Raw genomic sequence first — 22,668 nt, 5'->3', positions numbered from 1 at the left:
CGATTGCGAAAACAGATTTAGGACATGCTATCCAATATCAACGTGACTGATAGCTTGGTTTAGGGCTGCGAGATCAAAACCACAGCCCAGAAAACACAACTGCCAGCCCGCCCGCGCAAAGCGCAACCGTTGACAAGGGCCGTCGCGCCCCGATTAAACCGAATGAAAGCATGGTCAGTCCCAACGCAACTCGACCAGCCGCCAATAGAGCTGCTAATGGGGCCTCCGAAAGTCTTAGCATATCTGGATTGGCGACCATGCCCAGCGGGATGACATAAAGTCCAATACCAAGCGCCATCGCGGTTAGAGCGACCTTTAACCAGTTCTCATCGATCATCCCCGCGGCGATAAAAACAGCGCCGCAAACCGGAGGCGTGATTGTCGATAGAAGCGCGAACCAAAAGACAAAGAGATGCGCTTGAAGCGGCGAAAGTCCCAGTTCGGTGAGCGCAGGACCGGCGACCGAGACGCAGATCACATAAGCAGCTGTGGTCGGCACCTCCATGCCTAAGATGAGACAGGCGACCGCCGTCAACAGCAACGACGGCCAAAGAAGCCCGCCCGACCCCTCCAGAATAAGCGAGGTGATTTTCACGCCGAGCCCGGTGATCGACAGCACGCCAATGATGATCGAAGCGCAAAGGATGATGGACGCGATCAATGAAACCTGTCGCGCAGCATTGAGAACTGCAGTTGTCATCCTTGTGGCAATCTGGCGCGGCCGGAAAGTGAGTTGTGCGTTGAAAAACAAGAGCAGTGCCGCTGAGAGGATTGCCATAGCCGCCGCATATTCAGGCGTGAATTGCGCGACAAACATGCCCCAAAGTAGGACCGAGAAGGGGACAAGGAAGAAAAGCGATGTAATCACCACGTCACGCATCGCAGGGCGATCCGCTTCAGCTATCCCCTTCAGCGAGAAGCGCTGAGCGTAGGCGTTAATCCCCACCCAGACCGCAACGAAGTAGAGCGCTGCTGGAAGCGCTGCGGCGGCCATAATGCCAGTGTAGGGCACGCCGGTAAGCTCAACCATAACGAAAGCACCTGCGCCCATCAGGGGCGGCATAATCTGTCCGCCCGAGGAGGCCACGGCCTCGACAGCGGCAGCGAGACGTTTGGGATAGCCGAGCCTGGTCATCGCGGGCAGAGTGATCGCGCCGGTGGACGCGACATTTGCAGAAGCTGAGCCAGAGATCGACCCGAAGAGCGCGGACGACAAAACCGAAACCTTCGCCGCGCCGCCTTTCAGCCGCCCCGCCGCGGCCGCTGCGACATTCATGAACCCTTGTCCTGCTTCGCCAGCGTTCAAGACAGCGCCGAAGATGACAAAGATTGCCACGACAGAAACGGATACACCGGTGAGCGTTCCCCAGATGCCGCCCTCGGCGATGGTCAGTGTTCCGAAATAGCTTTCTATTGGCGTGCCTGAATGCCCGAACTCTCCGGGAATATGCTGTCCAAAAAGCCCGTAGAGCAGCGCCAGTGCGGCAACCAGTGGCAACGGCCAACCGATCACGCGCCGTGCCGTTTCCAGCACAACCAAGAGCAGCGTCATCGTCACAGCGAGCTGAAAATTACTTTCGATAAACCCGTATTGATCGCCAAGCGCATTGCTGTTGAAAGCCACCCAAAGCGCTGCGGCGATGCCCAATACCGCCAAAATGCTGCCGGTGATCCGCCGCAGTGGCGTGCGCGCGTCAAAGACCAAAGCAAAGGGCAGGATGAAGGCCATATGCAGCGGCCGACTGACAAGGTTCGGCACCAGACCAGAGAACACTAGAGCCAAATGGTAGGCGACCAGCGCGACGGCAAGCGCAATCCAGAAACTCGCCGCCAATCGGCTTTCGGGAAGGTTTGTCATGTATGGGGGTCCGGCTTTGACTGGGGAAGCGCGGCGCGGAAAGCCCGCGCCGCTTACCTTGTTACTGCGAAGTCTCTGTCGCGATCCCGGCTTCTTCGTAATAGCGCAGCGCGCCGGGGTGGAGTTCAGTGGTGATATTGGCCATCAACGCAGGCGTGACATTGCCCCACCATGGTGAAGTGTCGGCCATCTTTGCTTTGTTTTCCCAATAGGTCTTGGTCAGTTGATAGGCCGTCTCATCGTCCATCTTTGATGTCGTGAAAGCGACGACGGGCAGTGACGTTGTGGTCACATCCTGCTCCTGGCCCGCATAGGTGCCCGCCGGGATAACAATTCGCGTCCGTTTGGATTGCGCAATTTGCTCGTCTGACAACGGAATCACAGTAACGGGGGTGGAAGCGGCGGCTTCAACGACATTTGGCGCAGGGAATGAACCGGCAGTGACAAAGCCATCAATCTGCCCGTTCTTCAAGGCGGCTACGGCGTTGCTCAATTCCGCATCCGCGATCTCGACACTGTCCGACAGCCCAAACATATCCAGATACTTTGCCCCTTCGGTGGCGCCGAAAGACCCTTTGCCCAGCAAGATGCTCTTGCCTTCCAAATCAGCAAGCGAGGTGGCTTCACTGGCCTGAGACATTACGAAATGCATGGTCAGTGAAGGGATCGGGAAAAGCGCACGAATTTCGTCGAAAGCAGGCGCTGTTTTGCCTTCAAACATAGCCTTGCCGTTCTGAGCCAGACCGACAAGGGAGGGCGGGGTGGTAAAGACATAGTCGGCCCCACGTGCGCGCACTTCCATGACGTTCTGGACAGAGCCCTGGCTCTCTTCCACCGTAATCGAGATGTCCCCGCTGCTGCCCGCTTTCATAGCCTCGGCAAGCTCCACTCCCATTTGATAGTAGGATGAACCCGATTTGGCCGACTTAAAGGTCACACGGGTCTCGGCACTTGCGGCGGCGCCCACCAGCCCCACGGCCAATGCCGCGCAAATAGTTTGTCTTAATGCATTCATGGCTTTTCCTCCTCCAAACCCAAAGGCAAACCTTCCCCGGCCAAATAACCGCGGGAATGCCTCCGGGTGACTTTGTGGCAGCACGCTACGGCATTGTCGAGAATGGGGTTTCGCTGTTGGGTTGCACGTGAAGTTCACGACAACGAGCCGTTAGCGCGCGAAGGGCGGAATGCTGCCATTCACTGCGGCATGAGCGAATGACATTGTCAGGCGATCTCCCGCATCTCATTAGCAAAGCAACCGGTCTTCTAAGTTGGACCGAGAGCATGCTCGAAATACCACACGCTGCTGACCCTATTCACGGCGCTTCGACTGGCCTTCGCCGCAATCGCACAATCCATGAACTACCGCCGCTTCCGACCGTCTTTCAGCCAAGCGGCCGCATCCTTCCCGAGTTCCTCCTCTGCACGTCGCTCATACGCGTCTGTGAGCTCGGGCGGCAGCCGGTCCTTCCAACGCCCATTCGTGCCTTTGTGGATGAAGCTCTGCGCGCCGCCGTCCCAGAACGCCCCGCCGAGCGGCACCGAGGCCGCCGCGTTCTGCTTCATGTAATCGAAGGAGCAATGCTCAACGATCCGCCCGCGTGTCTCCTCCGGAATGGGAATGTCGAGAAAGTCAGCGATGCGCTCAAGCTCGCCCTCGAAGTCGCGCTTCAAATCGGCGAAATGCACCATCAGCACATTGGGTAGGTCTCGAATATCCCACCACGAGCGAACGTTTTCCCAAAAGGGCCAGAAGGGCGCGCCGTCATTTTTTAACCAGTGGCGGAAATAGGCGACGGGGTCCGGGTGCGGCGGTCCGATCTCGGGGCCGACAAGGCCGGGGGTCTTGTTTAGCGCGTCATACCACGCTTGATTGGCGGTCGTGTGATGGTTGTGCAGCGACCAGATCACGTCGCGCCCATCGCGGCCGATGTAGATGTATTTCACCTTGGGCGACATGCGCAGCGCGTCGACCGGCAGATGGGTCTTGAGAAAGCGGCGGTGCGTCTGAGCCTCGACCTCGGGCAGTTTGATCTGTTTGGGCGGCACGCGCAGATCGAGCCAGGGCGACATCTCGGCGACCGGGAGCCCCTCGGCACCCTTGAAGATCAGCTGGCTGACGATCTGCTGCATCCAGGTCGTGCCAGATTTGGCATAAGTGGAGATGACGATATCGTCCTCGCGGAACACGAGGTCATTCCAGATCGTGCTGTCGAAGTGATGGTTGTGCATTTCCCGCACCTTGACGGGGGTCCGATGTTCTGTGGCGGTGTTCATGACGGTGTCCTTTCCAAACATGGGTGGTGCCGCGAGGGGCCGCGGCACCGTGCGGCAACGCTCAGCGGTCCATGCCCCGGACGGGGAAGGCGACATGGCGCAGGAGCTTCAGCCCTTCAGGGGTCTGTTGGGCGATCAGCAGGTACTCACCCGGAACCGTGGTCCCACCCATTTCCGGCGGCAGGGTCACGTTATAGGTGCCAACGAACAGCGTGTGGTCTCCGCCCAAGGGCACCCTTTCGTCGATCTCGGCGGTGAAACCTGCCATATCCGGAAAGGCTGCCATGCTTTGCGCGATGCTCTCGGCGCCCTCGAAGCGCCCGCCGGAGGAGGGCATGTAGACCGCTGCTTCGGCGAGGTGGGGCGCAAGGGCGTCGTCTTTGCCTCCAAGCGCTGCGGCAAAGGCTTCGATCACCTTCGCCTCTTCGGCGCGGATGGTGTCGGCGGCTGCCGGATAGCTGAGAGCTGCCGCGGTGAAGGCGGTCAGGGTTATTGTGCGAAACATGGTTTTCCTCCTATGATTGATCTGCCGCTGCGCCTTGGGGCGTCAGGGCCTGCTACCAAGGATGAAGCGATCGGAGGTCTTGGCGTAGCGCATCTGTCGCAGAACCGTCTTGCGGGAATGCAGACGCGCTTGTAGGGAGGAGGTTCGATGTTCGACTGGGACGATATCCGACTCTTTCTGGCGGTGGCGCAGGAGGGTTCCACGCTGGGGGCATCAAGACGGCTGAACATCAATCAGACAACCGTCAGCCGCCGTATCCAGGCGCTGGAGCAATCCCTCAAGCTGACACTGTTCGAACGTGATCCGCGCGGCTACGCGGTAACGGCGCATGGTAGCGCGCTGCTTGATCTGGCGGGACAGATGGCGGCGTCGGCCGAGACGATTCAGAGCCGGGCCGAGCGCCTGTCCCGAGAGGTTTCTGGCATTATACGTCTGACCGGCAACCCCGAGGCCATGGAGCATTGGGGCTTCCCCATCCTCACGCGGTTCCGCGCAAAGCACCCTGATATCGAATTCGAAGTGGACATCAGTTCGAAACAGCTGTCGCTGGAAAAGGGGGAGGCAGATATCGCGCTGCGCGCGGCGGACGAAATCACAGGTGATACGCTGGTCGCGCGCAAACTCGCCCTTATCCCTTGGGGGGTCTATTGCAGCCGCCACTACGAACGGGAAAATGGTGCGCCGCACAGCCTCGAGGCGTGTCAGGGACACAAGTTCATCCTTTACAACGGGCGCTTGGCCGAGGTGGTCAGTGCCGCACGCTGGCTGGCCGACAAAATTGATGAGGCAAACCGGGCGCTTCAGGTCAATTCGGTCACCGGCATGATTGGCTCGCTGCGTTCGGGCGCCGGGCTCGGGCTGCTGCCCTGTGTCGCGGGAGATTTCGAGCCCGACCTCGTGCCCTGCTTCCGACATGAAAAGCTTCAACACACGCTCTGGGTCGTGACATCGAAGGAGGCCTATGCCTTGCCCCCGATCCGCAGTTTCATGAAGTTCGTCGGAGAGAATATCCCGCACGGCCCGCTTTGGGAGCCGGTCTGACGACGCCACCGGTCTCTGCACGCACGCCGCCCGGTTCTGCATCATATGGGATACGCCTGTCAAAGATCCTCTGGCAGGCTTTGGACATCGTCGGCGGTTGTCGTCGGCAAATCCAACCCATGGAGGACATCATGACCCAGTTCATTCGCAGCCTCGCCACTTCGGTCTTTCTCGCCTTGCCTGTCGCAGCCTCAGCTCAGGACGTTTCTGTGCTGGCGGTGATTAGCCACCCGGTCGAGAACTACGGCGTCTGGCGCCAGATTTACGATGATTTTGCCGACGCGCAGCAGGCCGGCGGCGTTATCATGGAGCAGGTCTATCAAGACCCCGCTGACCCGAATAATGTGCTTGTCCTACATGGGTTCGCAAGCCTCGAGGACGCAGAGGAGTTTCTCACCTCCGACAAGTTGAAATCGGCGATGGAAGGCGCAGGCGTCGCGGCCCCGCCTACCGTAAAGGTCGTGGCCCGGGCTGACTGATTGGCTTCGACGCTCCTCAAGGCATGCTTTGCGGAGCGTCGGTGTTCTCCGCACACGGTCTCTCAATCTCGCTTCCGAACATCTGCGCACTCGGAGAATGGATTGGTGGAAGGATCATTCGAACTCGCCGTTGGCGCAAATAGCGATCAAAGGTCGGCTTCGGAACGTGATCGATACCTGCATAAGGGGCGGTTTGCGGACGTTCGCTGCGAGATGTGCCAACGACCGTTTCGGACGGAGCAGCGTTTCAAGCTTGGCCTAAATTTCGAAAATTTGAGTTGTGTGATATGAAGAGCTTACCTTTAGTTTGGAGGCGTAGCCATGGAAGTGAATAAGACAGACTTCATTGAAGCGGGAAGCGGTGAAAAGGTTATCCTTGTTCATTCAAGTGTTGCAGGGGCTAAGCAGTGGCGGAGCTTAATAGGCGCACTCGCTGGAGACTTTCATGTCATAGCAATTAACTTGTTCGGCTATGGTAAGACACGCGCCTGGAAGGAACGCGGCAATTTACAGCGACTGGAAGATCAAGCCAGGCTTATCGAGCCGTTCCTACCTGCGTCTGGAGAACAAATCTCAATTGTCGGTCACTCATTTGGTGGGAGTGTAGCAATGAAAGCTGCTGCAATGTTTAAGCAGCACGTGCAACGCCTGGTCTTAATAGAGCCCAACCCTTTCTATCTACTAAACAAACATGGGCGCACGGCTGCATATGACGAAGCCGTTGCATTGCGCAATCTGATTAAGGAACACGGCAATGCGGGATCGTGGGAGGTCGCGGCTGAGAGGTTTGCCGACTATTGGGCCGGTGCGGGCAGTTGGAGCGCCATGTCTGACGACCGAAAAGAGAAGTTCTCTCATGCTTTGAAGCCCAACATTTATGAGTGGGATGCAGTCATGAACGAAGAAACTACATTGCTTGAATGGGAAAGAGATTTGCCCAAAGACACGACTGTTATTTCTGCCGCTGATACAGTCAAATCCATTGATGAAATATGCAAACTGTTAAGGGAAAGTATCTCAGGGTGGAATTTTGAACGGATCGATGAGGGTGGTCACATGGCGGTCATGAGCAAACCTGAGCAGATCAATCCGATGGTTTTCGCTGCGTTGAACTGAACACTTGGTAGGCGGCTCAGACCGGTTATTAGCGGAACCGAGCATGCGGGTCAGCTATGGGCCGCTCATTTCATCCGACACAAAGGCGGAGCGCGATTATTCGCTGCATTCTTCGCCAATGTCCGCTTCAAATTGAACAGGCAGAACAAATCGAAAAACTTTCTTCTATAGGTATCGGCTATCCAGAGTAATGTGACCGCATTTCATTGCTTCGTTGAATCGTAGCCGCGGTGTTCAATGCGACGAAACGCTACGCAGTCTAATGGGAAGCCCGTCCTTCGGTTTTGGTATAGGTAAGCGCTGCCATTGCGTTCCGTTGGAATTGACCAGCTCGACCCTCCGCTCACGCAGCAGCGCTGCGAAAAAAATTTTCGCCTGCAAGGTGGAAAAATGCATTCCAATGCATTTGTGAGCTCCTCCACCAAATGGTGTCCAGGCGAATTTGTGAGCTTGTTCCTCAGCACGATGAGACGCAAAGCGAGAAGGATCGAAGCTTTCTGGGTCGCTATAAAAAACAGGTGAGAGCATGGTTACACCCGGGTTCAGCGTAATCATGGCCCCTGCGGGAAATTCAAATCCCTTCCAAGTGAAGCCTGAGATTGCACGGCGCGGGATAAAGGGGACTGGCGGCACTAACCGCAGCGCCTCTTTGAAAACCTGCTCTGTTTGTGTCATTCGGGCAAGCCCATCAGTAGTAAGCACAGCTTCTCCGATCTCATCTAATTCAGCGGCAAGGACTTCCTGCCATTCGCTATGAGCACCAAGGGCCCAGATCATAGCGCTAATCGCAGTCGCTGTCGTATCGTGGGCGGCCATCATTAGGAAATTGAACTGATCGAGAATTTCCTCCTCGCTCCAGCCATTCCCATCCTCATCTGTCGAGAGGCACATTTGTGAGAAGAAATCGTCACCGGGTGTAGAACGACGTTCCGCGATCAACTGGCGAAAGGTGTTACGCAGAAAGGTCCGACCCCGAACACCATACCACATGGACGTAAAGGGCACAGGATAGCGAACGACTGAAAGCGCGGCACGGATTTCCCTGATGAATGCAATGTTCAGCTTCCGCGCTAAATCGCCGCCTGCTGACAAGCCCATGAACACGGCGCATCCCAGCCGAAGTGTCAGCTCCTTAATTGCATCGTAAGAGCGAAACTCTTGATCGACAGGCCATGCTCGAATGAGCAATTGGATCGCTTCCGCCATACCTTTAGTATAATCGTTCAAAGCGGAAGCCCGGAAGGCTTGTTGCATAATTCGGCGGTTTTGGCGGTGCTCTTCGAAATCCTGCAACATGAGGCCTCCGGGGAAAAGCCGTTCAAGAGAATACCACCCCATTTTGGACGAAAAGTTCTGCTGTTTATCTAATAGCGCCATCTCCATCGCCTCCGCGCCGCAAAGATTGGCCCGCCAAATCCCGAGCAACTTAGTTTTGTAAACAGACCCATAGAGCGCGATGCATTCCTGTTGGAAACCGTATGAGTCGCGCAGGATTTGGATCGTGTGGCCAACCAGCGGCGGCGCAGGAGGTCCAGGAATATGGGAGAGGTCAGGCTCTGATGCCATGTCAGGAACCTCCTTGGCGAACGCGCGGACCAAAATCACGAGTTCCACGATGTTTCTGATGATAGTCTAAAGTATATGAGACGCTATTCTTTCCCCGATCTGTATTGCGAGGTCATTTAGCCTGACTGTCCGTTACCCGAGGTTGTTGGGAAACAGTGTCTTACTCATGCTTCGTTCCTACGTAATAATTTCTCCGTCAGAACCTTCCCTATAACTGCAGGCATCTACCAAAATCTGGCCGATAGCTTTAGCTGAAGCCTATTGCACCATCCAAGATGTAATACGTCCCTGCTGGTTATCGAAAGTAGCCTGGTTGCCGCTCAGGGTGACGATTTGACATTCAGTGCCCGCCCTACTTTCTGGCTTCGTCAAAGTGCGACAAAACTTGCCCTCGCGTTCAGTCCATGAACCTTTAATGCCCTCCCCTTCAAGTGACCCGTCTGGATTCAGGACAATCGCAAAATTGCCGTCGCCGCTAACAAGTGTTTTGCCCACAATAGACATCCATGCCGGCGCTCCTGCGCTCTGAGTCGCGGTTCCGTTTGTTGTAGTCTGACACGCTGCTAAGCCCAAACCAGCGACGGTCATCAATGAAAAAATTTTCATTCTCCTTACCCCCTAAATGCAAAAACCCGTTCAGTAACGCAAAGTTTAACATAATTTACCTAAGAAATCATTCTCAAATTTGGTGCAACTGATAGGGGAAACTTGCCCTCTCGTTGCTACTCTTAGCTCGCGACTATAAAGATCTATGCGGATAGTAAGCCGCCATTCGCGGCACGCCTCATCAAGGTCGGCTTTGGGCCGGTTGCGACGGAGCCGGTGGTCACGGCGGAGAGCGGAAGTTCGCTGCGCTCGAGACGAATGCCAGTTCGGTGAACAAAGCAGACCTGTTCTGACTTGCCGTCACGAGCAGGACATTTACCCTCCCAAACACACGTATGGGAGTTTGCCACTGTGCAGAAAATAAAGACACCCAATCCGAATTTCATGATCCACCACGCTTCTCCGGATGATGCGAGGCTTGTTGTCGAATACATGAAAAAGCTTGGCGCTTACCAAAAGATGCCAGACAAGATCACGGCAACTGAGCCGCAGATCAAGCGCCTTCTCAATGAAAAGTTGGGCGAGGCGCTATTTGGATACTACAGGGGAGAAATTGTGGGCTTTGCCTACTTTTGCCAGAAATCATCTGCATTCACAGGACGGTCAGGAATCTATATCGATGGGTTTTTCGTGGATACGAAAGTTCGCCACCAGGGTCTTGGCAAGATCATTATGGGGTATCTTTGCTCACTTGCCCTACAGCGAAATTGCCAGATGATGGAGTGGGGGGTTCTGGACTGGAACAAGCCCACCATTGAATTCTACAGAAGCCTTGGCGCCTATAGCGTAGACGAGATGACGATTTTCAGATTTACGCCGGACGATCTGAAATCAAATGCTCTTGAATTCGTGAGCAAACCATAGCCCTCTGTAACAGCCTGGTTTGGTTTCAGAGCTGCCGTTCGCGTGGGGTTTGGCAGATAGCAGCTATGTGCCGTTTCGAACCAGCATTTGCTGCTACTGCGAAGACCTTCCCCCTCCCGCGGTCAGCTTGGGCTCAAGGCCAACCTTAGCTGCGTGTTGCCTTAAGAACCGCTTTGGGTCGTTTCCTTAAACTCCAACAAGATGGGAAATCTAGGCATTTGCGGCATTATTCACTGAGGGTGCCGCATGTTCCCCGCGGCGATATGCTCATACGGCGCCGGTGATGCCCAATCTCCCCACCGTGCAAAGATCATCGCGCTGCGGATCGGAAACGTAGCACGAATGCGTGATCGACGTTAACATGCATCTGCATAGGCACGGGTTGCATCAGCAGTCTGTCAAACTGGGCGAAGCGTCGGGTCCGAAGATTGCGACCGTATTTGGGGATAGATTCTGTTTTGATGGGTAAGCTGTAGTGTGCGCAGAACACCATGAAGCCGAAGCGATGTTTCAATCAATCGTCGACAACAGCCCGTTCGGCGTTTGGGTCGTGGATCAGGACGGCCTTGTCGTCTTCAGCAATCGAAGCGCAGAGGCCTTGTTGCTGCATCGAAGGACGAAGACCACCGGCGCACAAATCGCTGAACTATTACCGGCTTTGTCGGTGTCTAACGGCGGGCTGACCATCACCGACCTTAAGATCGGGGACTTCGAAAATATCATCTCCCTCCCATCGGATGACGATGCGCGCTATGGGGAAGTAAACCTGAGCCAGTTTAAGGACGCTGCAGGTCGGCTATTTACCATCGTGAACGTCAATGAAATCACGAGTCGCGTCAAATCTTGGTATGCGTTGAGAGACCAAGAAGAACGCTGGAACCTGGCGCTTGAGGGAAGCCAAATTGGCGTGTTTGAGTCGGACCTTCGCACAGGCTCGGGCCGTGCATCTGACGCTTGGTACCAGCTGCTCGGCATATGCGATGCGAACGGAAAAGATTCCGATCGCGAGTGGCGCGAACGGATCCATCCTGACGACCGGGAAGAGGTGGAAGCGCTTGACGCCGAATGCATCGCAGGGCGTGTTGAACGATCAGAGGCCAAGTTTCGGATGCGCGTTGGCGACAACGATTGGCGCTGGATGCGGTCCATTCTTCGAGTGACGGAACGAGATGAGCAGGGCGATCCAGTGCGCGTGCTCGGCACGATGAATGACATCACCCCGCTCGAAACCGCACTGGCGCTGGCGGAGGCCCGCAGGGCAGGCTTGGAGGTGCTGGTGTCCAACGCGCCGGTTGCCATGGCCGTCATGTCTCTGGATGGGACGTTCTTGCTATTGAACGATCCGTGTTATTCGCTGTTCGGCTATGCCGCCGGGCAGCTTGAGCAAAAGAACCTTTGGCAGCTTTCTGGGCAGAAGACGCTGGAAAATCTTAAGGCTGAAGTTGAGACGCTTTTCAACGGAGACAGCAGCATTTCCCGCGTTGAGGAGAAATACGTACGTCCAAACGGCGAAGTTATTGATATTGCAATCAGGATATCGATCTATCGTCCGGAACATGTCAGCGACAGCCGTCTCATCGTGCAAATGGTCGACATCACCGAGACCAAGAGGTTGGAGGCCCTGAAGAATGATTTCGTGGCCACGGTCAGTCACGAATTGCGCACCCCGCTTGCCTCGGTTCATGGTGCTCTGCGTCTGCTCGCCGGGGTTATCGGAGAGGGCGCGCCCGAACAGGTGGACAAGCTTTTGGGGATGGCCAGCAGAAACAGCGAGCGGCTGACCCAAGTGGTCAATGATCTGCTCGACTTCCAAAAGCTTACGGCAGGGCATTTCTCGGTCGAGATCAAACAGGTCGATGCCGTAAACATCGTCCGGCAAACCGTCGTCGACAATGAGCCCTTCGCGAACAAATTCAACGTATCTGTCTTGGTGGGTGCGCCGGAACATCCCATCATCATTCATGCCGACGCCCAACGTTTAAAGCAGGTGCTCACCAACCTTCTCTCAAATGCGGCCAAATTCTCTGACTGCGGTACGACGGTCGACGTCAAAGCGGGGATCGATGAAGAGGCATTCCTGATTTCCGTAACCAATAGGGGTCGCGGTATTTCTCCTGAGTTCGGCAAACGGCTTTTTGAGCCTTTTTCGCAGCAGGCCGAACATCTGACTCGTGATCGAGAGGGCACTGGTCTGGGGCTGGCAATCTCAAAAGAGCTGGTCGAAAATATGGGCGGTGAAATCGGCTACAGCTCACAAATCAATGTGCAGACCACGTTCTGGGTTCGGCTTCCTCTGGCTTTGCCGACTGGCGCAAGCGCAAGACCCCGCCCATCAGGATCAATAGAGGCCCCGTCATCTCCAACATCCAGTTCACCCGAACGGAATGGAACGCCATATTGATCATCCGATCCATATGATGGAACCCGGCCGCCCGCATTGCTACGAACCCCAGCACAAAGACCAGACCGGTGAGCGCCAGTCCATTCCGCCGCAGCGTGCCCCGCAGGCTGATAGAGACCGCCGCAAAGAGGGTCAGGACCAGAACGAATACCCCCAGGAGGAACCCGATCTGCACAGGGCGCCGGGTTTCATACCAGCCTTGAAGCTGCGCCATGCAACGGGCGGCATCAGTCAGCAAGGTCTGCAAGTCCAATTGTTTGTTGACCGCCAAGAGCAGTAAGATCAGCCCAAAAAGCCCCCAGAACGCCTGCTCTTGCCCCCGCGAAGGGGCTGGAAAGACAGCCTTGAGGGCCACCCGCCAGGACAGCAGCCCCGTACTTATGTAAAGCGCCACAATCAACCACCCGCCCCAGCCTGGATCGCCGAGGCCAATCTGCCAGCTGTCCAATATACAATACCAGATCGCGTGCACAGACTTACTGTCCTGTTTTAGAAGAAGTGTTCAAAATTCGGACTCCTGCCATAGTTTCGCCTCAGGGTTGCATTAGCCTATTGAGAGCGATTTATATTCAATACGTTTTATTACCCGAGGTTTTTCAAATGAACATATTGGCTGTCGACGACGATCCTATCATTCTAGATTTGATCCGGACAACAGTGCAGCCCCTACGAGAGATCACAGTCACCACGTCATCCTCAAGCTTGGAGGCCTGGGATTTGTTGTCAGCAGGTGCTGCGCATTTTGATTGCCTGCTGCTCGATATCGAGATGCCGGACATTGACGGCATTACCCTATGCCGCCAGATCCGATCCCTGCCAGACCATCTCGACACCCCCATCCTTATGTTGACAAGAAGGACAGATGCCCTCTCCGTGGGGCATGCCTTTGTTGCCGGGGCGACAGACTACGTCACAAAACCCTTTGAGCTGGGCGATCTCAAATCGAGACTGCGGGTGGCAGACCGGATGGTGAAGAGGTCTGACGCCGTCCCCCAGATCCCAGCCCGAGCCTTGCAAAAAATCGGACTGCCAGGCGTGCATTTGTTCAACGAAGACCAGCCGTTGCATATCAAAGATGTCCCCCAGCTTATCGGGCCCTTTTCGCTCGGCGCCTATCTTTCCCAGCTGTCTCGCAGCAGCCTGGACGACTGTCATATTTTTGCAGCCACAATCGATACCTTCCCACAGCTCTATGCCGATGGCTCCACCGCAGAACTGGGCACAGCGATCGTTGCCACTACGAAGATCATTGCCCGCAGTCTTGACTGCCCGCAGCTGCTGATGGCCCACCAAGGCCGCGGGATCTTGCTTTGCGTGATGACCACGGCGCAACCTCCAAACTGGGAGGCCGTCGAAGAGGCCATCCAACGCGAGATTACGCAAATGGACCTGCGGTTTGGCCACAAAGGCAAGATCGCATTTTCTCTTTCGGTCGGCAAACCCATTCAGCCCTATGCCAGCCCCACACAGCGCGTCAAAAAAACCTTCGACCGGGCCATCGCCCGGGTGACGGGCCCGCAAAAACAAAGCTTTGTTGCTTCAGAACCAAAGCTGCGCTCAGCAGCGTTCGCGCAGTAAGGTTTTCCAAAATCGATGTCTACTTAGCGTGTTGGTTTGATCCTGTTTCTGAGAAAAAGGCCAGTATGGACTCTGCACGCAAAAGGCAGGGGCCCCATGAAACAGAAAACCTTTGAAAGCATCCTCAGACGCTTGCAGGGCCTCACGCCTGATCAGGCGGGACCTTTGATGCGATCAGTGCAAGACCTGACAGCTCAGAATGCTGCCCTTGGAGCGGTTGACCAAAACCAAGGGTGGCCATTTGTCCTAAATGTAGTGCTGAGGAGGCGCACGCGGCATCTTCGATCAGCATTGGCGCTCTCCAACCGTATCGGTGAACGGATTTGTCACTCCTGGTATCTTGCCGGTCAGCGGCATGCGAAATACTGATATTGCCGCCCCAGCTCCGCAGTAAAGAGCTTTGCAGGTATCGACGGTATCACTGCGCACGACCATCGACCCGCCTTCTTTCATAAGGGTCATCCGGCAACCATTATATGATGAGGACCAGCCACTACCGCTTCGCTGCGCGGTAAGGGTTTGCGTGCCACAAGCGAAATTTCCTGAGAAAAACAAGAAGTCAAAGCGTAGATTTTGTCCCTGCTCTTGCAGGCCCATAATGCCGGTATCGTTACAATACAGGCCGGTCAATCCAGCGGTTTGAACTGACCTCGGCGCATTTAGATCTGCAATGCGGTTCTGCATGGAGGCCAAGAGACAGCTGCGATCCGAACTGCAAGAGTTCCTCTGGCCGATCCAGGATCTCTGATCTGCAAGGATTGAAGCACTTTTGCTTTTTGAAGCAGATCTGCGGGCGTTCCTGAATGCGTCTGCCATTTGTCGGTCGAGTTTCGAGAGTGCAGCGTCAGCGCAGATCGTTTTTTCAACGGTCGTTGCAGCAAGTTTGCAATCGAAACTGGCTTGAGCTTGAGCTTCCAAACCGGCGAGCACTACAAAGGGTAAAGCCAATAAACATCTCACCAGAAATTCCCCCCATCCATTTGTTGAATGGCACAGATCATAGCAAAGTTGGGCGATTCTGGTAAGGGACCTGGATCTGTTGGGCTTTGGTTAAAGAACGATCTTTACTGTCAAATTGAAAAGTGAGACGGCTCAGCGGCAAATCCACACAGTATGTAGACACCCCAATATTGTCGTCAGGCTAAGCCCGTTTTCGCAACGGCAGCTTTTTCCTGTAGGGATGGCTCCCTTTTTGCAAGATCCAAAACACGTAGACATCTCCCCCTCCTGAGAGGGGATGGCGAATGGCGCCAAACTACACTGTCCGGGCAAAAGACCGCAAAGGTCCTTGCCCTTCAGGCCTTCCCTCTCGACACTCCCGAGGCTTGGATCACAGCACAATCAGAATGGCCCGGTCCCCCCACATTAACTGTCGGTGCTCGAGAATGCTGCGCAGACTGCCGGAGCCGCCGACGTCCTGATCCAGATCAACGCCCGGCAAAACCGTGACCTTCGCATAGACCCTGCCTCTCAATTGAGAGATATGCGGGGTCACCACGCGGACAGGCGCGTCCGGCGCGAGCGTTCCACGGATACGCTGTGCTTGTTTCTCATTGAGACAAATGATCAGTTCCGGGAGATACCGAAGCTCACGCTCAGGTTTTGCCCAACCAAAACAGAAATTACCAAGCCGGATCATGACGACCGCCTTTTAGGGGGTATGCCGGACGAGACCCGCGTCTCGCGTTCCTGAACGCGCTGTGGCCGGTCCGCGCATCCAAGCTTATAGGGCGGCGAATACGAGCACTGCGGCAATTGAACTATACCCGATCATGAGGATGAAATCACTTTTCCAGTAACGTGTCATTTTTGGCTCCAATGGCGTGTTTCTGAGCTCATTGTTCACCCTAATTATGGCGGAAGTTGGCGGTAAGGAGGGCATTAAAGTGCCGCCTTCCGCCCTCCCATTCCTCATCCAAAGACCGCTTTGAGGTGAAGGGCCCCTAAGCCCTCTTTTGCTCGAGCGCCGCCAGCTGCGCCATTTCCCTGAAGAAAGCCGCAAGATCGACCCCCTTGCCCCCCAGTTGCTCAAGCGCATTCTGGATCACATTGCAGCCTCGGCGGTCCGACGAGAGGATAACGAAGGGCTCTTCTGGTGACAGCAGCCGCGCCAATTTGGACGACATGACAAAGCCCGTCCCCAGATAAAGGGACGTGAACACAAACCGCACCCCTGGCATATCCAACAGCGCCAGCACAGGCGCTAGGGCTCTGGTATCATCCGCCACCACCGGGTACCGGGACCAAGCATGCCGCGGATCCTTCCACCCGATGTCGCGCGGTTCGTCCGCCTCAGCCGCGTAGGACTTGAGGTAGTCCAGCAGCGCATCCCCCGCCCTAGCCAAGCGCGCAGACTCTCCTACCCGAGTGTCTTTTTGATAATACAGAGCCGCCGCACGGCCAAAATCCATCATGTAGCTGCCGACGTCAAAACGCGCCCCAGCCCTCAGCTGATGCTGGCGTGCCGCCCCCTTTGGCATAGGCCTCTCTGCTGGCATGTAGACCGAAGGGTCGGCATTGATGGCTTGGGCAATCTGGATCGCTGTGCTGCGCATAAAATCTCCTCTTCACAACAGAAGTTAGGGCACCCTCATGGGCCTGCATAGCCAAGAGCCCCGCCCTTTATGTGGATAACCCAAGAATGCCCTCACTTGACCGCCGGTTCGGAAACCGAAGGGCAGACCAGAAGGCACCATACGGGCACCGCATGGGTCCCAAACAGTCTGTAATGCGACAAGGCATTGAAAATAAACGTTTTATTTCTGTGAGAGACCGCTGAAATGGCCGCTTTATACCCTCCGTTACAAAAATATTTAATTATTTCAGGCACTTAAGCTTTGTAACGCATTACGCCCGCATATGTCTTTATATAGAGCACAATGTTCAATAGACCTGTCTGTCTCGCATATACACTTTTTCTATATTTCTGTTACAGATAGATAAATATATATATAAATGAGAGATATTTCAGACACTTACAGGTGTTACTTAAAGTGTTACGGAGCCGTAACAGCGTTACACCGTTGTTTTTAATGGGTATTTTTTCAGAAAACCTTCTTCAGAAGCCAGATCTGCCTCTCAGCCGGTCGCAAATGGACATTTCGTCTCAATCATCCCCCTCTCTGTTGATTGTCACCGAGAACTGACCCGGCAACTGCAAAAATTGTCATTGAGAATTGACCCATGTGCAACCTTGCCCCTGCTTGAATCAGCTGGGAGCTATTGGAGTGTTAGACATGGGATTTCTGAGGATTATTCGAAAGTGGGCTCTGCGAGACAAGATGCCCATCCGCGAGATTGCGCGCCGGACAGGGGTGTCTCGGAACACGATCAAGAAGTATTTGCGGACAGGGATAGTCGAACCCGAGTTCCAAATTTTGGACCGACCGAGCAAGTTGGACCCTTATGCTGATAAGCTGACAGGCTGGTTGCTGACTGAGCAGCGTAAATCACGCAAGGAACGGCGAACGGCCAAGCAGATGCATGCGGATCTGGTTCAGCTCGGTTTTGATGGTTCATATGAGCGTGTCGCGGCCTTCGTGCGGAACTGGAAGGGCGAACGACAGCGTGCTCAACATACGACTGACCTGGGTGTTTTCGTGCCGTTGGTCTTTCAGCCGGGCGAGGCGTTCCAATTCGATTGGAGTGAGGACTGGGCCTATGTCGGGGGCGAGCGCCTCAAGCTTCAGGTCGCCCATATCAAGCTGTCCCACAGCCGCGCATTTCTGGTGCGGGCCTATCGGCTGCAAACGCATGAGATGCTGTTCGATGCCCACTGGCATGGCTTTCGAGTGTTTGAGGGTGTTCCGGGGCGTGGCGTCTATGACAACATGAAGACAGCCGTCGACCGGATTGTCGTCGGCAAGAAGCGCGATGTAAACGCACGGTTCCTTGCGATGACCAGCCATTATGTTTTTGACCCTGAGTTCTGCAATCCCGCGGCAGGGTGGGAGAAAGGTCAGGTTGAGAAGAATGTGCGCGACGCCCGCCATCGGCTTTGGCAACTCATGCCCGCCTTTCCGAACCTCAATGCGCTGAATGAATGGCTGGAGGAGCGTTGCAAGCTTCTGTGGGCCGAGACACCGCATGGCAGATTGCCTGGCAGCATTGCGGATGTCTGGGACGCCGAGAAGGCCGCGCTGATGCCACTGCCCACAATGTTTGACGGCTTTGTCGAGCAGAGCAAGCGGGTGTCCCCCACTTGTCTGATAGCATTCGACCGTAATCGCTACTCAGTGCCTGCCAGCTTTGCGAACCGTCCTGTCAGTCTCCGCATCTATCCTGAACGGCTGGTCATCGTCGCCGAAGGCCACATAGTCTGCACACATGAGCGCATTATTGAACGCTCACACCGTCAGCCAGGGCGGGTTATTTATGACTGGCACCATTATTTGGCGGTGGTTCAACGCAAACCCGGCGCGCTGCGCAACGGGGCGCCCTTCGTTGAGATGCCAGAAGGGTTCCGGAAGCTGCAGGATCATATGTTGCGTAGGCCAGGTGGTGACCGCGAGATGGTCGACGTCCTATCCTTGGTGCTCCACCATGACGAACAGGCCGTGCTTTGCGCAGTAGAAATGGCGCTGGAGGCGGGCGTACCAACAAAAACCCATGTCTTGAACCTACTTCACAGGCTGGTGGATGGCGCACCGATAGACCAGCCCGATGTGACCCCGCCTGCGGCCCTTACTTTGAATAAGGAGCCCGAGGCCAATGTCGCACGATATGACGGGCTACGCACCACCGGAGGAACACGTCATGCGTCATGATCCCGCCGGTGCTGCCATCGTCATCATGATGCGTAGCCTGAAGATGCCAGGCATGGCTCAGGCGGTGCAGGACCTGCATGAGCAGGGATCGCCCGCTTTCGGTGCCGCGATCCCCATATTGTCGCAGCTGCTTAAGGCCGAGATTGCTGAACGTGAGGTGCGTTCCATTGCCTACCACATGAAGGCAGCACGCTTTCCGGCATACAAAGACATCTCTGGCTTCGACTTTGGCGCCAGCGAAGTCCGTGAAGCTTTGGTCCGCCAACTTCACCGATGCGAGTTCATGGACGCGGCTGAGAATGTAGTGCTGATCGGAGGCCCTGGAACGGGAAAATCGCATGTCGCTACCGCCCTCGGCATTCAAGCAATCGAGCATCATCGCAAGCGTGTGCGCTTCTTCTCCACGGTCGAGTTGGTCAATGCGTTGGAGCAGGAAAAGGCCCAAGGCAAGGCAGGAAAGATCGCCGAGGTGCTGGTGAAAGCCGATTTGGTGATCTTGGATGAGCTGGGATACCTACCGTTCAGCGCTTCGGGTGGCGCGTTGCTGTTCCACCTTTTGAGTAAACTCTACGAGCGCACCAGCGTCGTCATCACAACCAACCTGAGCTTTAGCGAATGGGCAAGCGTGTTCGGTGATGCAAAGATGACCACCGCGCTCCTCGACCGCCTCACACATCGTTGCCACATCCTCGAGACCGGCAATGACAGCTACCGGTTCAAGGCCAGTTCGGCGACAGCCAAACAAAAACGAAAGGAGAAAGCGGTATTGACGCCATCATAAAGCAAAGAACATAACAACTGGGTGGGTCAAGTCTCGGTGAAAATGCCGGGGGTGCGGACGAAAAGTTGGACTATTGTGGAGATAGTCCATGTACAGCTACGAAGAACGACTGCGCGCGGTTAAGCTTTATATCAAGCTCGGCAAGCGCGTGCAGGCCACCATCCGTGAGTTGGGGTATCCAACGAAGAACGCCCTGAAAGGGTGGCATCGAGAATACCAACGTCTGCAGGACTTGCCGATACGATCGGTGCCGCGCACGCCTAAGTTTTCGACGGCACAGAAGCAGGTCGCGTTAGAGCATTATGCTACCCATGGCCGCTGCATCTCATGGACGCTGCGCGCTTTAGGCTATCCTGGCCGAGCCACCCTGACTGCTTGGGTGCGCGAGACCTTTCCTGACACGAAGACGGTCTCCAATGCGACATATGGTCCAGGAAATCACTCTGACGCCGTGAAGCAGGCTGCTGTGGTCGGGCTATATAGTCGTCAAGAAAGTGCCCTGGCCCTGGCCGAAAAGTTCGGAGTTAGTCGGCCGACGCTCTATGCTTGGAAAACTCAGATCCTTGGCCCGGAGGCTCCTGCCATGATGAAACGCAAGAAGAGCGCCCTTCACCCAGAGCTTGAAGAGTTGGAGCGTCAGCGTGAAGCCCTGCAGCGCGACATCCGCGAACTACAGATTGAGCATGATTTGCTCAAGACTGCGAGTGAAATGATAAAAAAGGAACTTGGCGGCGATCTGCGGAGCCTGAGCAATCGGGAAAAGACCATGCTTATCGTCGCCCTAAAAAACCGGTATAAGACACCAGCGCTGTTGGCTCGGCTCGGTCTCGCGCGCAGCTCTTACTTTTACCACCGCGCTCGCATGAATCTGGAAGATAAGTATCTTCCCATTCGATACGCCATGAAGGAAGCTTTCGAAAGCAACCATCGCTGCTACGGGTACCGTCGCCTCAAAGCATATATGACGCGGGAATCCATCTCGATCTCCGAAAAAGTGGTGCGGCGCCTGATGAAACAGGAAGCTCTGATCGTCCCAAAGCCGAAGCGGCGGCGGTACAGCTCATATCTGGGAGAGATTAGCCCTGCACCGGAGAATATCATCAACCGGGAATTCCAGGCGGCAGCGCCAAATGAGAAATGGCTAACCGATATCACTGAGTTCCACATCCGAGCAGGTAAAGTCTATCTTTCCCCGATCATTGATTGCTTCGACGGCCTCGTCATAAGTTGGACCATAGGGACCAGACCGGATGCCGACCTCGTAAATACCATGCTTGATGCAGCAGTAGAGACCATCGCTGACAGCGAAGCGCGGCCCATCGTCCACAGCGACGGCGGAGGCCACTATCGCTGGCCTGGCTGGCTGGAACGTATCGACGCAGCGAAGCTCGTTCGCTCGATGTCACGAAAGGCGAGCTCGCAAGACAATGCCGCATGTGAAGGCTTCTTCGGACGCCTGAAGACTGAGTTCTTCTATCCTCGCGATTGGCGAGCCTTCACCGTGGCCCAGTTTATCGACGAGGTTGACGCCTACATCCGTTGGTATAACGAAACGCGCATCAAGATGTCCCTTGGTGGCAAAAGCCCAATCGAGTACCGTAAAAGCCTCGGCCTTATGCCGTGAAAACAGTCCAACTTTTTGTCCGCACCCCCGCCGGGTCAGTTCTCGGTGACAATCAACAGGAAGCGACAGATCGCATTCTGAGGTAAACATCCGACATTGTTATCATAAAAGAATGGCGCAGGATGATCCTGCGCCGTTTTTCATTTTCTTCAATTAACCTGAAAACCACCCCATGGAAAACCTATGGGGTGGTTTTTGGAAAAGGTATGCGGTGACTGACACCCCTAAGGCCCACTCCCCTACCTAAGTTTGATTTCCCGCGAAAAACTTTTTCCCAAGAGCCGCGACCTAAACGCCCTCGTGTCGCCTCGGCTCAGCAAAACCACCCCAAACATCCGAATTTCTTGGATTTACACGCGACGCAGGCCTGTTGCGCATCATTCATGTGGATAACCTATGGGCCAAGCATATCCTGGGACAGTTGCGGCGCCTAATTTTGTCATGACATTAGAAAAGGACACCGTCATGACACTGAACAATTGCAGTTCCGAACCGACAGTTAAGGCATATCTTTTCAAACTGGCGCATGAACTGGCCTACTCTGACGCAGAAATCAGGGCCGGCCTTGAGTATGCAGACCGTGCCAGCCGCCGCAGTCACCCTCTTGGGGAATGGGATAACGCAGGCCGCTTCTATGCTCTGGAGCGCACCCTTAGCGTTACCACTTGCCGCTCTCCCAGCAAGGCTTGGCCCTATTCTCAGATGGTGGCCGCACGGACCGCAGCTCATTGTGCCGAAGTCTATAAAGCAGACAACGCGACCCATGTCGGTCGCATCGGCCGCGCGTATAACAAACTTCTTGCAGGGGAAGATAAAGACGCCCTGCGCCGCCTTCTGAAAAAAGGTATCCGCAAGCGCGAAGCCGAACTGGCGCGCGCGCCGCGCAGGTAATTTGCCCAGGGACGCGGCCAGACCTCTGCTTCAAGGTCTCTTTGCAAATCACGCGACAGCACCTTACGGTCCCGTCTCCGAGCGCGAGACCGTAGAGGGCGCTCGACACCCTCAGCGCAGGTGCCGCTCCGAGCAGACAGAAAGCCTTACAAAGACCGAGAAAGCCCCGCCAAGTACACCTCGCGGCAAGCTGCATCGGGCGACTGACTCACATTTTGATTACATGATATCATATAAGTGGGAAGCCTCCGTTCTGCCCTTCCCCCGCCGACGCCGGCCACCCTGCCCTATCGGCACCGGCGCTATAAACATAAAAGT

Annotated in this window: 20 protein-coding genes and 1 pseudogene; 12 read left to right on the top strand and 9 right to left on the bottom strand. The window is 55.4% G+C overall.

Going from position 1 to position 22,668, the window contains the following annotated elements:
• Positions 1-73 precede the first annotated feature (73 nt).
• From DSM14862_RS16315 to DSM14862_RS16300, 4 genes are all read right to left on the bottom strand, one after another.
• Complete coding sequence (locus DSM14862_RS16315; protein WP_243254528.1) at positions 74-1,858, bottom strand: TRAP transporter permease; 1,785 nt, start codon at positions 1,856-1,858, stop codon at positions 74-76.
• Between the two features lie 61 nt (positions 1,859-1,919).
• Positions 1,920-2,873 (bottom strand): TAXI family TRAP transporter solute-binding subunit, encoded by a 954-nt coding sequence (locus DSM14862_RS16310; RefSeq protein WP_243254527.1) that lies wholly within the window; start codon positions 2,871-2,873, stop codon positions 1,920-1,922.
• A gap of 344 nt (positions 2,874-3,217) precedes the next feature.
• Positions 3,218-4,132, bottom strand: a complete 915-nt coding sequence (locus tag DSM14862_RS16305) for a sulfotransferase domain-containing protein (protein WP_243254526.1) — start codon at positions 4,130-4,132, stop codon at positions 3,218-3,220.
• 61 nt (positions 4,133-4,193) lie between these two features.
• Positions 4,194-4,637, bottom strand: a complete 444-nt coding sequence (locus tag DSM14862_RS16300) for a YybH family protein (RefSeq protein WP_243254525.1) — start codon at positions 4,635-4,637, stop codon at positions 4,194-4,196.
• Positions 4,638-4,784: 147 nt separating this feature from the next.
• On the opposite strand from DSM14862_RS16300, the gene DSM14862_RS16295 reads away from it, so the two are divergent.
• The 3 genes from DSM14862_RS16295 to DSM14862_RS16285 all read left to right on the top strand — a co-directional run bounded on the left by DSM14862_RS16295 (position 4,785) and on the right by DSM14862_RS16285 (position 7,273).
• On the top strand, positions 4,785-5,678 hold the full coding sequence (locus DSM14862_RS16295) for a LysR family transcriptional regulator (protein ID WP_243254524.1): 894 nt from the start codon (positions 4,785-4,787) through the stop codon (positions 5,676-5,678).
• Between the two features lie 131 nt (positions 5,679-5,809).
• On the top strand, positions 5,810-6,157 hold the full coding sequence (locus DSM14862_RS16290; protein ID WP_243254523.1) for a hypothetical protein: 348 nt from the start codon (positions 5,810-5,812) through the stop codon (positions 6,155-6,157).
• Positions 6,158-6,478: 321 nt separating this feature from the next.
• Positions 6,479-7,273 (top strand): alpha/beta fold hydrolase, encoded by a 795-nt coding sequence (locus tag DSM14862_RS16285; RefSeq protein WP_243254522.1) that lies wholly within the window; start codon positions 6,479-6,481, stop codon positions 7,271-7,273.
• Between the two features lie 234 nt (positions 7,274-7,507).
• Here DSM14862_RS16285 and DSM14862_RS16280 read toward each other — a convergent pair whose 3' ends face one another.
• The gene (locus DSM14862_RS16280; protein WP_243254521.1) at positions 7,508-8,887 is read right to left on the bottom strand and encodes a cytochrome P450; all 1,380 of its coding nucleotides are present in this window, start codon (positions 8,885-8,887) and stop codon (positions 7,508-7,510) included.
• A 210-nt stretch (positions 8,888-9,097) separates the two neighbouring features.
• Positions 9,098-9,445: a hypothetical protein gene (locus DSM14862_RS16275; RefSeq protein ID WP_243254520.1), complete on the bottom strand. Its 348-nt coding sequence runs from the start codon at positions 9,443-9,445 to the stop codon at positions 9,098-9,100.
• 351 nt (positions 9,446-9,796) lie between these two features.
• On the opposite strand from DSM14862_RS16275, the gene DSM14862_RS16270 reads away from it, so the two are divergent.
• The 5 genes and pseudogenes from DSM14862_RS16270 to DSM14862_RS16250 form a co-directional block, all read left to right on the top strand.
• Positions 9,797-10,309: a GNAT family N-acetyltransferase gene (locus DSM14862_RS16270; RefSeq protein WP_243254519.1), complete on the top strand. Its 513-nt coding sequence runs from the start codon at positions 9,797-9,799 to the stop codon at positions 10,307-10,309.
• 550 nt (positions 10,310-10,859) lie between these two features.
• Positions 10,860-12,710, top strand: coding sequence for a PAS domain-containing sensor histidine kinase (locus DSM14862_RS16265; protein WP_243254518.1), 1,851 nt, complete (start codon positions 10,860-10,862; stop codon positions 12,708-12,710).
• Positions 12,694-12,990: a hypothetical protein gene (locus DSM14862_RS16260; protein ID WP_243254517.1), complete on the top strand. Its 297-nt coding sequence runs from the start codon at positions 12,694-12,696 to the stop codon at positions 12,988-12,990. The genes DSM14862_RS16265 and DSM14862_RS16260 overlap by 17 nt, the downstream gene beginning before the upstream one ends.
• A gap of 218 nt (positions 12,991-13,208) precedes the next feature.
• Positions 13,209-14,288, top strand: a complete 1,080-nt coding sequence (locus tag DSM14862_RS16255) for a response regulator (protein WP_243254516.1) — start codon at positions 13,209-13,211, stop codon at positions 14,286-14,288.
• A gap of 96 nt (positions 14,289-14,384) precedes the next feature.
• A pseudogene (locus DSM14862_RS16250) lies at positions 14,385-14,505 on the top strand (IS1595-like element ISTme1 family transposase); the annotation flags it as partial.
• Positions 14,506-14,573: 68 nt separating this feature from the next.
• Here the strand turns inward: DSM14862_RS16250 and DSM14862_RS16245 are convergent.
• The 3 genes from DSM14862_RS16245 to DSM14862_RS16235 form a co-directional block, all read right to left on the bottom strand.
• Positions 14,574-15,236 carry a lysozyme inhibitor LprI family protein gene (locus DSM14862_RS16245; RefSeq protein WP_165481297.1) on the bottom strand — a complete coding sequence of 221 codons (663 nt, stop codon included), beginning with the start codon at positions 15,234-15,236 and terminating at the stop codon, positions 14,574-14,576.
• 382 nt (positions 15,237-15,618) lie between these two features.
• Positions 15,619-15,927: a phospholipase D-like domain-containing protein gene (locus DSM14862_RS16240; protein WP_243254515.1), complete on the bottom strand. Its 309-nt coding sequence runs from the start codon at positions 15,925-15,927 to the stop codon at positions 15,619-15,621.
• A gap of 304 nt (positions 15,928-16,231) precedes the next feature.
• Positions 16,232-16,843 (bottom strand): hypothetical protein, encoded by a 612-nt coding sequence (locus DSM14862_RS16235; protein ID WP_243254514.1) that lies wholly within the window; start codon positions 16,841-16,843, stop codon positions 16,232-16,234.
• A gap of 681 nt (positions 16,844-17,524) precedes the next feature.
• Between DSM14862_RS16235 and istA the strand changes: the two genes are divergently transcribed.
• From istA to DSM14862_RS16215, 4 genes are all read left to right on the top strand, one after another.
• On the top strand, positions 17,525-19,054 hold the full coding sequence (gene istA, locus DSM14862_RS16230; RefSeq protein WP_243254513.1) for an IS21 family transposase: 1,530 nt from the start codon (positions 17,525-17,527) through the stop codon (positions 19,052-19,054).
• Positions 19,044-19,835, top strand: a complete 792-nt coding sequence (gene istB / locus DSM14862_RS16225; protein ID WP_243254512.1) for an IS21-like element helper ATPase IstB — start codon at positions 19,044-19,046, stop codon at positions 19,833-19,835. The genes istA and istB overlap by 11 nt, the downstream gene beginning before the upstream one ends.
• Positions 19,836-19,923: 88 nt before the next feature.
• Positions 19,924-21,459, top strand: coding sequence for an IS3 family transposase (locus tag DSM14862_RS16220; RefSeq protein WP_243254465.1), 1,536 nt, complete (start codon positions 19,924-19,926; stop codon positions 21,457-21,459).
• A 465-nt stretch (positions 21,460-21,924) separates the two neighbouring features.
• The gene (locus tag DSM14862_RS16215; protein ID WP_243254511.1) at positions 21,925-22,350 is read left to right on the top strand and encodes a hypothetical protein; all 426 of its coding nucleotides are present in this window, start codon (positions 21,925-21,927) and stop codon (positions 22,348-22,350) included.
• Positions 22,351-22,668: the final 318 nt, after the last annotated feature.

Source organism: Sulfitobacter indolifex, from assembly GCF_022788655.1.
GTDB lineage: Bacteria > Pseudomonadota > Alphaproteobacteria > Rhodobacterales > Rhodobacteraceae > Sulfitobacter > Sulfitobacter indolifex.
This window is presented reverse-complemented; position numbering and strand designations above follow the sequence as displayed.